The sequence below is a fragment of the Shewanella sp. Isolate7 genome (genome assembly GCF_022398425.1).
In the GTDB taxonomy this organism is placed as follows: domain Bacteria; phylum Pseudomonadota; class Gammaproteobacteria; order Enterobacterales; family Shewanellaceae; genus Shewanella.
This window is the reverse complement of the sequence record NZ_JAKEVJ010000012.1, coordinates 1-14,538: the sequence shown is the minus strand read 5'-3', so window position 1 is coordinate 14,538 and position 14,538 is coordinate 1. Positions and strand designations below refer to the sequence as shown.

The 14,538-nt window shown below is 54.1% G+C and carries 13 protein-coding genes; 10 read left to right on the top strand and 3 right to left on the bottom strand.

Annotation, left to right across the window (positions count from 1 at the left end):
* Positions 1-348: 348 nt before the first annotated feature.
* The 3 genes from L1D47_RS04365 to ettA all read right to left on the bottom strand — a co-directional run bounded on the left by L1D47_RS04365 (position 349) and on the right by ettA (position 4,607).
* Positions 349-1,437, bottom strand: a complete 1,089-nt coding sequence (locus L1D47_RS04365; RefSeq protein WP_239882717.1) for a metallophosphoesterase — start codon at positions 1,435-1,437, stop codon at positions 349-351.
* Between the two features lie 303 nt (positions 1,438-1,740).
* Positions 1,741-2,628 (bottom strand): MBL fold metallo-hydrolase, encoded by an 888-nt coding sequence (locus L1D47_RS04360; protein WP_345778753.1) that lies wholly within the window; start codon positions 2,626-2,628, stop codon positions 1,741-1,743.
* A 314-nt stretch (positions 2,629-2,942) separates the two neighbouring features.
* Positions 2,943-4,607, bottom strand: coding sequence for an energy-dependent translational throttle protein EttA (gene ettA, locus L1D47_RS04355; protein ID WP_041510464.1), 1,665 nt, complete (start codon positions 4,605-4,607; stop codon positions 2,943-2,945).
* Between the two features lie 247 nt (positions 4,608-4,854).
* Here ettA and L1D47_RS04350 point away from each other — a divergent pair, with 247 nt between their 5' ends.
* From L1D47_RS04350 to L1D47_RS04305, 10 genes are all read left to right on the top strand, one after another.
* The gene (locus L1D47_RS04350) at positions 4,855-6,489 is read left to right on the top strand and encodes a DUF3943 domain-containing protein (protein WP_239882715.1); all 1,635 of its coding nucleotides are present in this window, start codon (positions 4,855-4,857) and stop codon (positions 6,487-6,489) included.
* 302 nt (positions 6,490-6,791) lie between these two features.
* Entirely contained in the window at positions 6,792-8,045 is a 1,254-nt protein-coding gene (glyA, locus tag L1D47_RS04345; protein ID WP_239882714.1) for a serine hydroxymethyltransferase, read from the top strand.
* A 125-nt stretch (positions 8,046-8,170) separates the two neighbouring features.
* Positions 8,171-8,644: a transcriptional regulator NrdR gene (gene nrdR, locus L1D47_RS04340; RefSeq protein WP_041510466.1), complete on the top strand. Its 474-nt coding sequence runs from the start codon at positions 8,171-8,173 to the stop codon at positions 8,642-8,644.
* A 52-nt stretch (positions 8,645-8,696) separates the two neighbouring features.
* On the top strand, positions 8,697-9,848 hold the full coding sequence (gene ribD / locus L1D47_RS04335) for a bifunctional diaminohydroxyphosphoribosylaminopyrimidine deaminase/5-amino-6-(5-phosphoribosylamino)uracil reductase RibD (RefSeq protein ID WP_239882713.1): 1,152 nt from the start codon (positions 8,697-8,699) through the stop codon (positions 9,846-9,848).
* Between the two features lie 2 nt (positions 9,849-9,850).
* Entirely contained in the window at positions 9,851-10,516 is a 666-nt protein-coding gene (locus L1D47_RS04330) for a riboflavin synthase (RefSeq protein ID WP_239882712.1), read from the top strand.
* An 82-nt stretch (positions 10,517-10,598) separates the two neighbouring features.
* Positions 10,599-11,702, top strand: coding sequence for a bifunctional 3,4-dihydroxy-2-butanone-4-phosphate synthase/GTP cyclohydrolase II (gene ribBA / locus L1D47_RS04325; protein ID WP_041510469.1), 1,104 nt, complete (start codon positions 10,599-10,601; stop codon positions 11,700-11,702).
* A gap of 123 nt (positions 11,703-11,825) precedes the next feature.
* Positions 11,826-12,302, top strand: coding sequence for a 6,7-dimethyl-8-ribityllumazine synthase (gene ribE / locus L1D47_RS04320; RefSeq protein ID WP_011864992.1), 477 nt, complete (start codon positions 11,826-11,828; stop codon positions 12,300-12,302).
* A gap of 14 nt (positions 12,303-12,316) precedes the next feature.
* The gene (nusB, locus tag L1D47_RS04315; protein WP_239882711.1) at positions 12,317-12,721 is read left to right on the top strand and encodes a transcription antitermination factor NusB; all 405 of its coding nucleotides are present in this window, start codon (positions 12,317-12,319) and stop codon (positions 12,719-12,721) included.
* Positions 12,722-12,832: 111 nt separating this feature from the next.
* Positions 12,833-13,789: a thiamine-phosphate kinase gene (thiL, locus tag L1D47_RS04310; RefSeq protein WP_239882710.1), complete on the top strand. Its 957-nt coding sequence runs from the start codon at positions 12,833-12,835 to the stop codon at positions 13,787-13,789.
* Positions 13,790-13,791: 2 nt separating this feature from the next.
* The gene (locus L1D47_RS04305; protein WP_239882709.1) at positions 13,792-14,286 is read left to right on the top strand and encodes a phosphatidylglycerophosphatase A; all 495 of its coding nucleotides are present in this window, start codon (positions 13,792-13,794) and stop codon (positions 14,284-14,286) included.
* The last annotated feature ends 252 nt before the right edge of the window (positions 14,287-14,538 follow it).

Below are 14,538 nucleotides of genomic sequence, written 5' to 3'. Positions count from 1 at the left end.
AGTTTAATCCTGTGGCATTGAGTCACATTTTTAATCCAAAGCGCCGCATTAGACTCGTTATCCAGGGAGATGGGAGGTAAATATAATGAGCAGGGGACTTGGCTTGAATTGCGAGGTCCTCATTACGTTCTTGAGTCGATTTAGACCGCTAGATTGTGTCGGATCCAGGGGAGCTTTGGGTTTCAGATTTTAGGTATTAGATATTGGGCTTAGAGGCTTAGAGGCTTAGAGGCTTAGAGGCTTAGAGGCTTAGACGTGGCGATGGCTTTATTTTTGGCCATCGCCACGTCTTCGATAGAAGGAACGCCAGACTGAGTCGAGCCTGCGCTTAGGCTGAGCTTAGCTGGCTCAAAGTGGCGTCTGCGCGCCGTCAAACTGACCGCGGATAAGCTTGTCTTTCTCTATGAGGAGTAGCTCGCCAGATTGCCCCAGCTTGATGCTGCTGTCGACGGCAATCACCTGGTTGTCGAACAGCCCAAGCACCCGAGTCTGTGAGGTGTGGCCCACAACGATGCGTTTGACTTTGAAGTAATTCAGGATATTGGCCAGTTCCTGGGTATCGAAGTCGGGCTTAAAGTAGCCGCGATACCAGGTGGGGCCGTTACCGAAGAAGAGAAAGTTAAGCAACTCATCCTGTTTTAATTCGGGCTTAGTCTTGTCGATATTTTCTCGGTAGAGACGGTTGGCTCTGTCCAGTGTCAGCTCTCGGTCGACCCACTCCTGGCTGATGCCACCATGGAGAAAGAGGGTATCGTTTATCTTAACGATAGTGTGCTTGCTGCGTAGCCATTGGCCGAGTTCGCTGTCTTTGCCATAGAGCTCCTGATATTGGCGATTAAGCAGGGTACTGGCCGTCTGATACTTGTCATTGACGTAGCGTAGATCGCCGCGCATCACCATCTGCTCATGATTTCCCATCAGCAGATGTAGCTGGCCACCGGCGGCTTTGGCCTGTCTGTCGAGTCGATACATGAACCAGAGTACTTCGTTGACCTGAGGGCCACGGTCAAACATGTCACCCGTCATCACCATATGGCCCTTGCCGAAGGCCCAGTTGTTATCCTGATCGATGATCTTGTTGCTGCGCAGCAGCTTGATCAGTACCTCATACTGGCCATGGACATCGCTGAGCGCCACTATCTTATCGACGCCCTGATAGCTGTCGGCCAGTACTTCGGTGGCCTGCGGATTGAGCATGGGCTCGGGGAGCTCGCCGCAATGATTGGGCCTGGTGAGGCGCTTGTTTGCAACGGCAGTTTGTTTCAGTTTACCGGCACAGATCCACTGGGCATTTTGCGGTTCGCTGTTGCTGCCAAACAGATAGGGGCCGTCGTTGAGGGTAGCAACAGACGCTTGCTGATTTGGTGTGTCAGCCGAGGCTTGCGTGGCGAAAGTGAGAAGCGTTGCGCCATACAAGGCGAAAATGGTTCTTTTCAAGAGTAACTCTCTTATTATTTTAGTGATACTTGAGCTTTGCACTCATGTTATCACCAATGGAGAGTGAAGAGCAGTTGCGGGGAAGTTGAATATTTTTCAAGCCAACAGATTTTCAAGTCAAGGTCATTTCGAGATGGTTAGTTAGAGAAAGTTATTTCGAGAAGGCCTTGTCTGTTCTTTAGCTCTCTATCGGCCTGATTCTAGTGCAGCACAGGCAGCGCGCTACAGGATAGTAGGGGAGTAGCGCGCGGCCTGCGAGTCAAGGCTTATGTCATTCTGTCAAAGGCTTATGTCACGGGCTGTCTACATGGGCCAGCGCATCTCTCCCATGATCACCTTGGTACTGATCTCCAGCACGGCATCAGGCTGATAGCCGGGATAAAGGCTTTGTAACTTCTGCGCGAGCTCGGCCGCATCCTTGGCGGTTGCCGCTGCAATTTCAAACGCCGTGATATAGTCCAGGGTGGCCTGGACGGCGTTGCTGTCGAATGTGGCCTCGCCGGCGTAGTGGCCTGGGATCACCTTGACGGGATTGAGGGCCTGCATCTGTTTGAGTTGGTCGCGCCACACTTGTCGCTCCTCCTGAGTCTGGCTGTCTGCCATCCAGACATGCATATTCTCAAATACCTGTACTCCACCGGTAATGGTTTTGGCCGATGGCACCCAGAGATAGGTATGTTTGGCATCTGGGCCGTCAAAGCCTTTGATGATGATCTCCTCGCCTTCGAGGCTTAAGGTGTCTGAGGTGACGGCCTCGGGCAAGATCAGCGCCTTGGGAGCATCATCTTTGAGTATGGGTCCCCAGTAGGCCAGTTTTCCTTCCATGGAGGCGGCAATCGCCTGTCGAGTCGCCGGTGTAGAGACTATCTTCACCTGGGGGAAGTGCTGGCGAAGGGTTGCCAGCCCAAAATAGAAGTCAGGATCGCTATGGCTGATATAGATCTGGCTAAGATGCTTACCGCTGGCCTTGATCAGCTCGACCAGGGACAGAGCATCCTTGTTTTGAAACTGGGCATCGATCAGCATCACCTCATTTTCGCCGCTGATAAGACTGGATGAGACGGCAAAGATACTGCTCGCCCCCGGATTAAATTGACTGACCTCCAGAGGGGCGGCCTGGCTATTTAGGCCAATGAGTAGCAATGTCGGTGCGAGAAGACGCGTCAGGAGTCGCTGTTTAAGGTTTTTCATCATGATGTTACCTGCTGTCATGGAAATAAAGAGGGTTAGATCGCGGCGCATGGTGCCGTGACTGGATGCGACAGAGTATAGGGAGATTGGTGTGCGATAAACGCGGTTATCTGTACTTGTTTGTATCTTAATTTGAACTAATGGCGGCCTTTATTGGCTTAGTTGTGCGAAATGCATGATGAATCCGCTATCGAGAGGCTGGGGAAGGGGCCAGAATTGGGTGGCTGAGCAAATAAAAAACGGAGGCTTTTGCCTCCGTTTTTGTTCGACTTACACAAATTGTAATGCGGCATATAAACCGCAATCGTCGCCGATTAGCTGATGCGCTTGTACTTGAGACGATGCGGCTCAATCACATCTGTGCCCAGGGTCTCTTTTAGCCAGGTCGAATATTCGGTGTAGTTACCTTCGTAGAAGTTCACCTGACCCTCGTCGCGGTAGTCCAGGATATGGGTGGCGATTCTGTCGAGGAACCAACGGTCGTGCGAGATCACCATGGCACAGCCTGGGAATTCCAGCAGGGCTTCTTCCAGTGCACGCAGGGTTTCGACGTCGAGATCGTTGGTGGGCTCATCGAGGAGCAGCACGTTGCCGCCAGCTTGGAGCAGCTTGGCTAGATGCACACGGTTGCGCTCACCGCCCGAAAGGGTGCCGATGATCTTCTGCTGATCGCCGCCGCGGAAGTTGAAGCGGCCCACATAGGCGCGGCTCGGGATCTCAGTGTTGTTGATACGCATGATATCCTGACCGCCGGAGATCTCCTCCCATACGGTCGCCTTGTCGTTCATGGCATCGCGGAACTGTTCCACCGAGGCGATCTGTACCGTATCACCCACTTCAATGCTGCCGCTGTCTGGCTGCTCGGCGCCGCTGATCATCTTAAACAGGGTCGACTTACCGGCACCGTTTGCACCGATAATACCGACGATAGCGCCTTTAGGTACGCTGAAGCTCAGGTTGTCGATAAGTACCCGATCGCCATAAGACTTGGTCAGGTTGTTGACCTCGATCACCTTGTCACCAAGACGTGGCCCTGGCGGAATAAACAGCTCGTTGGTCTCGTTACGTTTCTGGTAGTCGTTGGTGTTCAGCTCTTCGAAGCGTGCCATACGGGCCTTGCCCTTTGACTGACGGCCCTTGGCACCTTGACGAACCCATTCGAGTTCCTTGGCAATGGTCTTCTGGCGAGCGCTCTCGGCGGCCGATTCTTGTTGCAGACGGGCGTCTTTCTGCTCTAGCCATGAAGAGTAGTTGCCTTCCCAAGGAATACCCTCGCCACGGTCGAGTTCTAAGATCCAACCGGCGGCATTGTCGAGGAAGTATCTATCGTGGGTAATGGCCACTACTGTGCCTGTGTATTCCTGCAGGAAGCGTTCAAGCCAGGCGACAGACTCGGCGTCCAAGTGGTTGGTCGGTTCGTCCAGTAGCAACATATCTGGCTTTTCAAGTAGCAGACGACAGATAGCCACACGGCGACGCTCACCACCTGATAGCACCTCAATCTTCTCATCCCAATCTGGCAGACGCAGCGCGTTAGCGGCGCGTTCGAGAATGTTGTCCAGGTTGTGGGCATCCTGGGCCTGGATGATGGCTTCCAGCTCGCCTTGCTCCTTGGCAAGGGCGTCGAAATCGGCATCTGGCTCGGCATAAAGGGCATAAACCTCGTCGAGACGGGTCAGGGCGTTCTTGGCCTCACTCACCGCTTCTTCGATCGCTTCACGCACGGTTTGTTGGGGATCTAGCTTAGGCTCCTGGGGCAGGTAACCTATCTTAAGATCCTGCATTGGACGCGCTTCACCCTCGATCTCGGTATCGATGCCGGCCATGATGCGCAGCAGGGTAGACTTACCCGAACCGTTGAGACCCAATACGCCAATCTTGGCGCCGGGAAAAAAGCTTAAGGAAATATCTTTGAGGATCTGCTTCTTCGGCGGGACTATCTTGCCCACGCGTAGCATGCTGTATACAAACTGAGCCATAAAAAAGTTTACTCACTGACGAAACAATGGGGGCAATTCTACTGTAATCGCCCTAGAACTTAAATCGGATTTTCGGTGGCAGATTTTAGCTCGCATTATCATCCTTCCCATAGTGAGGCGTTTTTGTTTTGTGACCCAGTGTAAAAATTGTTAACATCTGCGCAACCTAGGCTGGCCGCCTGTTAGGTGATGCCTGGGCACCAATAAAAATAACGACAAAAATAACCACAAAGATAAGGGATCGATCTTGAACGCCACCCCCCCATTTTTTGCCGCCTCCCTGTTTGGCGGCATGAGCCTACTATTGTCAGCCCCTACGCTAGCCGATACTCAGCCGCAAGTCGTTGAGACATTGCCTTTAGTGGCACAGACAGATCGCCCCGTGACTTACTCGGCGGCGCTGGCCAGTGAGGGAGATGCCTCTGTAGAGAAAGAAGCCCTTAGCGAAAAAGGTGTCCTTAGTGAAGAAAAAGAAGCCCTTAGCGAGAAGGACTGGTGGGGAGCCACGCTGGAGATCTCTACCGTGCTGGTGCTGGGTGAGCTGCTTTATAAGACGGGCTCGGAAGCCATGGAAGACGATTTCGATTATGAAATCGATGGCAATGCGGCCGAGTTTTTCTACGACAGGCTGACCACAGGTGCGTCGTGGAAATATGATGATAACGATATCGGCATGAACTGGGGCCATGCCTACGCCGGCGCCCTCTACTATCAGGCGTTTCGTAACCATGGTTTTAACTATTACGAGTCGACCCTGGCCACCTTTGCCGCCTCTACCATCTGGGAGGTGTTTGCCGAGTATAAGGAAGTGGTGAGCATCAACGATCAGATAGTCACCACCTGGGGCGGCGCAGTTCTCGGGGAGAGCCTGTATCAGTTTACCGAGATGCTGGCCGCCAAAGAGGGCTGGCTGCCTGCCGGCCTGAGCTACCTGTTTAACCCCTCGCGGGCGGTGCGGGGCTGGTTTGGCTACCCGAGCCCTAACAGGTTCGATCGCAGCCAGGCCAAAGACAGCTTCTCCGTCTATACCGGCGTGCGCTATGCCAGCAAGGACGAGGCGGACGTCAGCAGCACCATGGTGATGCTGGGGATGCGCGCCGCTATCGACAGCCGCGAAGGAAAGTATGATTCCCTGAGCGGTACCCCGAGCCGGGTTGAGATGATGATGGAGACGGCCCTCTCTCAAGAGGGGGTGGAGGAGTGGCAGATGGCCACGCAACTCTTGCTGGGCAGCTACGGCCGCAAACATAAAGGCGGGGGACTGGCCAGCGACTGGTCTCACAGCTTCTATGTCGGCCCATCGACGGGCATGGAATATACCAGCCTGGGGCTGGAGCTGGATGAAGATTTCTACGCCGTGGTCAATCTACTCGGCCTGTCGTTTGGGGCCAACTGGTCGACTCAAGATATCAATATCGATCTGCGCAGCGATCTCTTTGGTGACTTTGCCATGGTGAAGCCGTTCGCGACCAAAGATTATCTGTCTCAGGGGCGGCATTTCTGGGGCACTAAATCAGTGCTTTGGGAGGGAGAGTATGGTTACGCCTGGGGCCACACCTTTAATCTGTCGCTGGAGGCCAGTTACCGCAACCTCTTGCTGGGCATGCGCCTTAAGTCTCAGCGCTGGACCTCGATCAACGACAGGGAGAATGAGCGCACGCCGCTGTGGAATCCCAACAACAGCGATCTGGATTTTGATGACGCGAGAGACAGGTATGAGATCTATCTCAGCTACGACGTTAGCGACGATTTGACCCTGAGTCTGCACCATGAGCGGATCGATCGCAGCGGCGAAATTCACGGTATCGACAACCCTGGCATCTATAGTCGCCTCGACGACACGGAGCAGCGTAGTTGGCTGCAACTCGAATACCATTACTGATCACCTTACTGATTACCTTTACTAATGCAAAATGACGGCCCGGCGCCGTCATTTTTGTTGGATTAATAAAACAGTGTTTTCGTTCAAAAGGCTGTAAACCAGCCATTTTGTCCCTTGCAAAAAAGGAGTCTTGGCAAAACAGGGCTTAATCGCCCGACTTTTGTTGTAAGGGGCATTTTGATGAACATTTCTCAGCTTGAATCGCAACTAATTTCATGTCGCAAATGCTGGGATTGTGATCGAATGCACTGTAGAATACCGCGCAACCCTACCTTAATAAGACTTTACAGCTGGAGTGACCAATGCTGAAAAAAGAGATGAACATCGCCGACTTTGATCCGCAACTGTTTGAAGCGATCCAGGAAGAGACTCGTCGTCAAGAAGAGCACATCGAGCTTATCGCCTCGGAAAACTATACCTCTCCTCGCGTGATGGAGGCTCAAGGTTCTCAGCTGACGAACAAGTACGCCGAAGGTTATCCTGGCAAGCGTTACTACGGTGGTTGTGAGCATGTCGATATCGTCGAAAACCTAGCTATCGAGCGCGCCAAAGAACTGTTCGGTGCGACCTATGCTAACGTTCAGCCTCACTCTGGCTCACAGGCTAACAGCGCAGTTTACATGGCGCTATTGCAACCAGGCGATACCGTACTGGGTATGAACCTGGCTCACGGTGGTCACCTGACTCACGGCTCACCAGTAAACTTCTCCGGCAAGCTGTACAACATAGTGCCTTACGGCATCGACGAGTCTGGCAAGATCGACTACGACGAGATGGAGCGTCTGGCCGTTGAGCACAAGCCTAAGATGATGATCGGTGGTTTCTCTGCTTACTCTGGTATCGTCGACTGGGCGCGCATGCGTGAGATTGCCGACAAGATTGGTGCTTACCTGTTTGTTGACATGGCTCACGTTGCAGGCCTTATCGCCGCCGGTGTCTATCCTAACCCAGTGCCACACGCACACGTGGTGACTTCGACGACTCACAAGACCCTAGCCGGTCCTCGCGGCGGTATCATTCTGTCTGCGGCAAACGACGAAGACCTGTACAAGAAGCTGAACTCGGCGGTATTCCCAGGTGGTCAGGGTGGCCCATTGATGCACGTTATCGCCGGTAAGGCGGTGGCCTTCAAGGAAGCCTTGTCTCCTGAGTTCAAGGCTTACCAACAGCAGGTTGTGGTTAACGCTAAGGCGATGGCTAACACCTTCATCAAGCGTGGTTTCGATGTGGTATCTGGCGGCACAGAAAACCACCTGTTCCTGCTGGATCTGATCGCTAAAGATATCACGGGTAAAGATGCCGATGCGGCCCTGGGTCGTGCCAACATCACGGTAAACAAGAACTCAGTGCCTAACGATCCACGCTCACCTTTCGTGACCTCGGGTCTGCGTATCGGTTCGCCAGCCATCACGCGTCGCGGCTTTAAAGAAGCTGAAGCGGTTGAGTTGACTAACTGGATCTGTGACATTCTCGATGACATCAGCAACGAAGGCACTATCGAGCGCGTGAAGAACCAGGTGCTTGAATTGTGCGCTAAGTACCCTGTTTACGGTTAACCTTAAGGGTTAAATCGGGTAAACTCCGATGGCCGCTACTGATGTTAATATTGGTAGCGGCCATTTTTGTATCTATTTCAAGGGAAAGCTCCCCAAGATACCGATTAGCATATGCTGGAGGCTCAATGCATTGTCCGTTTTGCAGCGCAACCGACACTAAGGTGATTGATTCTCGTCTGGTGGCCGATGGCCATCAGGTGCGTCGTCGTCGCGAGTGTCTGCTTTGTCACGAGAGATTTACCACCTTCGAAGGCGCCGAGCTGGTGATGCCCAGAGTGGTGAAACAAGATGGCAGCCGCCAACCCTTCGATGAAGACAAGCTGCGTGGCGGCATGCTCAGAGCGGTCGAGAAGCGCCCCGTGTCGATGGACGAGATAGAGCAGGCGCTCAGCAAGATAAAATCTACCCTAAGGGCCACGGGCGAGCGCGAGGTCACCTCTAAGATGATAGGTAATCTGATGATGGATCACCTGGTCAATCTCGACAAGGTGGCCTATATCCGCTTCGCCTCCGTGTACCGCGCCTTCGAAGATGTCTCCGAGTTCGGCGAGGCGATTGCCAAGTTGCAAAACGATAAGAGCAAACCGGGCAAGTCTTAGATTATGCGTAGCGGGGCTTCCCCAATTCTTCTCAAGAGATGGCGATCCAGACATGGCCTGGTCCAAATTTGATTCTCAGATGATGGCGCGCGCCATCCAGTTGGCCCGCAAGGGCCAGTACACCACCCGTCCCAATCCGAATGTCGGCTGCGTGCTCGTCCAGGGGGAGACCCTTGTGGGCGAGGGCTATCATATCGCCGCCGGTGGCCCCCATGCCGAGGTGCATGCCCTGCGTATGGCGGGCGATAACGCCAAAGGCGCCACTGCCTACGTGACTCTGGAGCCCTGTAGCCATTATGGCCGCACGCCCCCCTGCGCCGAGGGACTGATTAAGGCGCAGGTTTCCCGCGTCGTGGTCGCGGTTACCGATCCAAACCCTCAGGTGTCAGGCCGGGGTATCAAGATGCTTGAGGACGCTGGTATTCGCGTCGAGGTCGGCCTGCAGCAAGAAGAGGCCGCTGCCCTCAACCCTGGGTTTATGAAGCGGATGCGCACCGGGCTGCCCTGGGTCAGTATCAAGCTGGCCGCCAGCCTGGATGGTAAGACGGCGCTTTCCAATGGCGTGTCTAAATGGATCACCGGCCCCGAGGCGCGCCGTGACGTGCAGCGCATGCGCGCCCGTTTCGACGCCGTAGTGACAGGCATAGAGACTGTACTGGCCGACGATCCAAGTTTGAATGTACGACATGGGGAGCTAGGTTATTTAAGTGAGCAGTTAGCGGATGCCGATATTCGTCAGCCTCTGCGTGTCGTGCTCGATTCTCGCGCGCGTCTTGGCGCTAAGCCTAAGCTGTTTGACACTAAGTCCCCCGTGCTCTTGGTGAGCTGTCAGCCTTATCCCGATGAGGTTGTCAGAGCCTTGCCCGAGCAGGTGAGTCAGCTGCAACTGACCAGCGCCAATGGTCGGGTACCGTTAAAGGCGCTGCTCGAATACCTTGGCGGGCAAGTTAACAGTGTGATGGTGGAGGCCGGGGCGACCCTGGCCGGCGCCTTCATGGCACAGGGACTGGCGGACGAGTTGGTGTTGTATCAGGCGCCCAAGATCTTAGGCTGCCACGGACGCAACCTGCTGGCCCTGCCAGACTATACTGAGATGGCACAGTTACCCGGCCTGCGTCTGTGTGACGATCGCCGCATCGGCGCCGACAGACGCCTTACCTTTCAATTGAGTCACAATCATTTACCGAGCGATAAGAGTAGTTAGTCATGTTTACTGGGATCATCGAGGCTGTGGGCAGCCTGAGAAAAATTGAGCGTCGCGGCGATGATATTCGCCTGACCGTGGCGAGCGGCAAGCTGGACTTAAGTGACGTTAAATTGGGTGACAGCATAGCCACCAATGGCGTGTGCCTGACCGTCGTCGAGCAGATGGCCGATGGTTATGTGGCCGATATCTCCGCCGAAACCGTTGCGCTTACCGGCTTTGCCCATTATCAGGTGGGGCAGAAGGTCAACCTGGAGAAGGCAGTCACCCCAACTACGCGTCTTGGCGGCCATATGGTAAGCGGCCACGTCGACGGCGTGGCCAGCGTGGACGACAGGCAGTATCGCGGCAAGGCGATCGAATTCTGGTTGACGCCGCCTAAGGGCTTAGCGCGCTATATCGCCCATAAGGGCTCTATCACCATAGATGGCGTTAGCCTGACGGTAAACGAGGTGGACGGCGAGCGTTTTCGCCTGACCATAGTGCCTCACACCGCCAGCGAAACCACGCTTATCGATCTCAAGGCGGGTGACAGGGTCAACATCGAGGTGGATTTGATCGCCCGGCACCTAGAGCGCCTGCTGAGTTTCTCTCAGTCAGAGGAAAATCCAGCGAAAGAATCAAAGGTCACCATGGATCTGTTAGCTCGCTCCGGCTTTTTAAGATAGACACTGGCAATCCCGGTCGATAGCAGATTAAATAACTCTTACTATAAGAATATTTCAAGGTCTAACAGTTTAAGGTCTAACAATGGCACTACACAGCATAGAAGCGATTATCGAAGATATCCGTCTGGGTAAGATGGTTATCTTGATGGATGACGAAGATAGAGAGAATGAAGGCGACCTTATCATGGCCGCTAACCTGGTGACGCCCGAGGCGATCAACTTCATGGCCACCTATGGCCGTGGCCTTATCTGTCAGACCATGACCAAGGCCCGCTGCGAGCAGCTTAACCTGCCGCTGATGGTGAGCAACAACAATGCCCAGTTCTCCACCAACTTCACCGTGTCTATCGAGGCGGCAGAAGGGGTGACTACGGGGATCTCTGCCTATGACAGGGCCGTTACCGTGCAGGCCGCCGTGGCCCGCGATGCTAAACCTTCGGATATTGTTCAGCCAGGCCATATCTTCCCACTGATGGCCCAAGAGGGCGGGGTACTGATACGCGCAGGTCACACAGAGGCGGGCTGCGATCTGGCGCGCCTGGCTGGCCATGAGCCATCGGCAGTGATTGTCGAGATCCTCAACGAGGATGGCACCATGGCCCGTCGCCCGGACCTTGAGGTGTTTGCCGAGAAGCATGGCCTTAAGATAGGCACTATTGCCGATCTGATCGAATACCGTAACACCAAGGAAACCACTGTGGTGCGCGAGGCCAAGTGCAAGCTGCCGACTCGTTTCGGCGAGTTTGACATGATCACCTACCGCGACACGATAGACAACCAGCTGCACTATGTGTTGGTGAAGGGAGAGGTAGAGGCTAATGCCTTGGTGCGCGTGCATCTGCAAAACACCTTCAACGACCTGCTGCACTCTGAGCGTGACGAGAAGCGCAGCTGGCCGCTGGAAAAAGCCATGGCGCGTATTGCCGATGAGGGCGGCGTGTTAGTGGTACTGGGTCATCAGCAGAGTAACGAGGAGCTGATCGCCAAGGTTAAGGCGTTCGAGGCGGAAGATAAGGGCGAGATTGGCGCACCGGCGCCGTGGCAGGGCACCTCACGTCAGGTGGGCGTGGGTTCGCAGATCCTCGCCGATGTTGGCGTGACCAGCATGCGTCTGCTCAGCTCGCCTAAGCGTTACCATTCGCTGTCGGGTTTCGGGTTGGAAGTCACTGAATATATTGCAGAATAAGTTACTCTGTAGGGAATTCATCGATTTGAGTTAAATTGCATGGGGATCAACGCGGTGGGCTGTGGTATCATACCGCCTCTTTTTTCCCGTGCCGGGTTTGTTAAGCTAATTTAGGTAAGATAAATGAACGTAGTTCAAGGTAATATCGAGTCGAAAAACGCCAAAGTGGCCATAGTGGTTTCACGTTTTAACAGCTTCGTGGTTGAAAGTCTGCTAGAAGGCGCGGTGGATACATTGAAGCGCTTCGGTCAGGTCGCCGATGACAACATTACCGTTGTCCGCGTACCCGGTGCCGTAGAGCTACCACTGGCTGCCCGTCGTGTGGCGGCAAGTGGTAAATTTGACGGTATCATTGCGCTGGGCGCCGTGATCCGTGGTGGTACGCCACACTTTGATTTTGTTGCAGGCGAGTGTAACAAGGGGCTGGCTCAGATAGCGCTTGAGTTCGACCTTCCTGTGTCATTCGGTGTATTGACCACAGATACCATTGAACAGGCTATCGAGCGTTCTGGTACTAAGGCAGGTAACAAGGGCGGCGAAGCGGCACTTGGTCTGCTAGAGATGGTCAATGTTCTGCAAGAACTAGAACAGCAGTTGTAAGATTAGGAACCAAGATGAAACCTTCAGAGCGCCGTAAAGCCCGTCGTCTAGCGGTACAAGCTATCTACTCATGGCAGCTAAGCGGCAATAATGTTGCCGACGTGGAGCATGAATTTCTCACTGAGCAGAAGATCGATGGCGTCGACGTTAGCTATTTCCGTGAATTGCTATCAGGCACCACGAGCAAGTCGGCTCAGTTGGATGAGTTGATTATGCCTCACCTCGAGCGCCCGTTCGATGAGGTTTCGCCTATCGAGAAGGCGGTGCTGCGCATCGCCACCTACGAGCTGACCTTCCGCAAGGATGTGCCATACAAGGTCGCCATCAACGAGGCGATCGAGCTGGCCAAGGCCTTCGGCGCCGAAGATGGCCACAAGTTTGTTAACGGCATTCTCGATAAGATAGTCGCTAAAAAGTGATACAATAAACGGCGTCCCAGGATGCCGTTTTTTATATTCAGGTTTAGCCCCGACATCTCCCCCGTCAGAAAGTGTGCTAGCTGATTAACCCTTACTATGGTTCTTAAGACTGTGAAAGAGTTTACACTGATAGATCATTTCTTCGCTAACCTAGGCCAGAACCGCCGTGATGTGCACCTCGGCATAGGCGATGACTGTGCCCTGGTCCAGCCTGGTGAAAATAAGGTGATTGCCATCTCCTGTGACACCCTGGTTGAGAATGTACACTTCTATGCCGACATGCCTGCTAAGGCGCTGGGTTATAAGGCGCTGGCGGTTAACCTGTCTGATCTCGCTGCCATGGGGGCCGAGCCCGCCTGGATGACGCTTGCCCTTACGCTTCCTGAGGTGGATGAGAGCTGGCTTCAGAACTTTAGTCAGGGGCTGAAAGAGGCCGCCGAGTATTATGGGGTTGCCCTGGTTGGTGGTGATACGACCCGTGGTCCTAAGTCGATCACCATCACCATCAACGGCCAGGTCCCCGAGGGCAAGGCGTTAACCCGAGGCGGCGCCAAGAATGGCGACTGGATCTATGTGACCGGTAGCCTCGGCGATTCCGCCGTGGGGTTGGCCATTCTGGGTGACAAGCTTAATATCGAGGGTGAGGCGAGAGAGCACTTTATTCAGCGTCACTATTTCCCGACTCCTAGGGTGCTCGCGGGTCAGTCGCTGCGAGGATTAGCCTCGAGCGCCATCGATCTTTCCGACGGTTTCGTGTCTGACATAGGCCATATCCTTAAACAGTCTCAGGTGGGAGCCGTAGTGGATGTCGATCGTCTGCCCTTGTCGGCTCAGATGCGCGAATTTTTGGATGAATCAGTGGCACTTGGCTATGGCCTGACCGGCGGCGAAGATTACGAGTTGCTGTTTACCGTGCCTGAGGCTCAGCGCGGTGCGCTGGAGACGGCGCTGGCCCACGCCGGGGTAAGCTTTACTCAGGTGGGGCAGATAGCCACAGGCGATAAGCTGCGCCTGATCAAGGACGGCGAACCCTACACCCCAACACACTTTGGTTTCGAGCACTTTTAAACATGCAGTTATGGTCGAGCGATCCGGTTCTTAAGAAGCTCTCACTGGCAAATCCTATTCATTTCCTGGCCTTGGGCTTCGGGTCTGGCCTAGCCGCCAAGGCCCCCGGCACCTTCGGTACCCTGGCGGCGATTCCGCTTTATCTGCTGATGGCAGGCCTTCCGCTGAGTTGGTATCTGGGGTTGACCCTGCTTTGCGTACTCGCCGGTTTCTATATCTGTGACAAGGCGTCAAAGGATATGGGCGTGCATGATCACGGCGCCATCGTCTGGGACGAGGTGGCGGGTCTGTTGATCACCCTCATCGCTGCGCCCGCCGGTTGGCTCTGGCTGGTGATTGGTTTCGCGCTGTTTCGCTTCTTCGACATCCTCAAACCTTGGCCCATCAAGGTGCTGGATGCCAAGGTTCATGGCGGCATAGGCATAATGATCGATGATGTGCTCGCCGGGGTGTTTGCATTTTTGTGCCTGCAGGGGATCGTCTATCTGGCCGGATAGTGATTGGCTTACCCCGTTCATGAGTTGAAATTAAGTCCCGACTGTCGATGGCGAGCGCGCCGAGACAATCGGGATTTTTGTTTTTGGCACACCAGCAAAAATTTGATTTGTAGCTGCGCTGACTGCTTGCGCGGTTTTAACTTTTATACCAATCACAGTAAATATGTGATCAGAAATAGCGCAGGAAAAACGCTTGAGAACAAAGCAAGATTTTTAGATAAGTAGTTATTCTACAATTAAAAATACTAATAC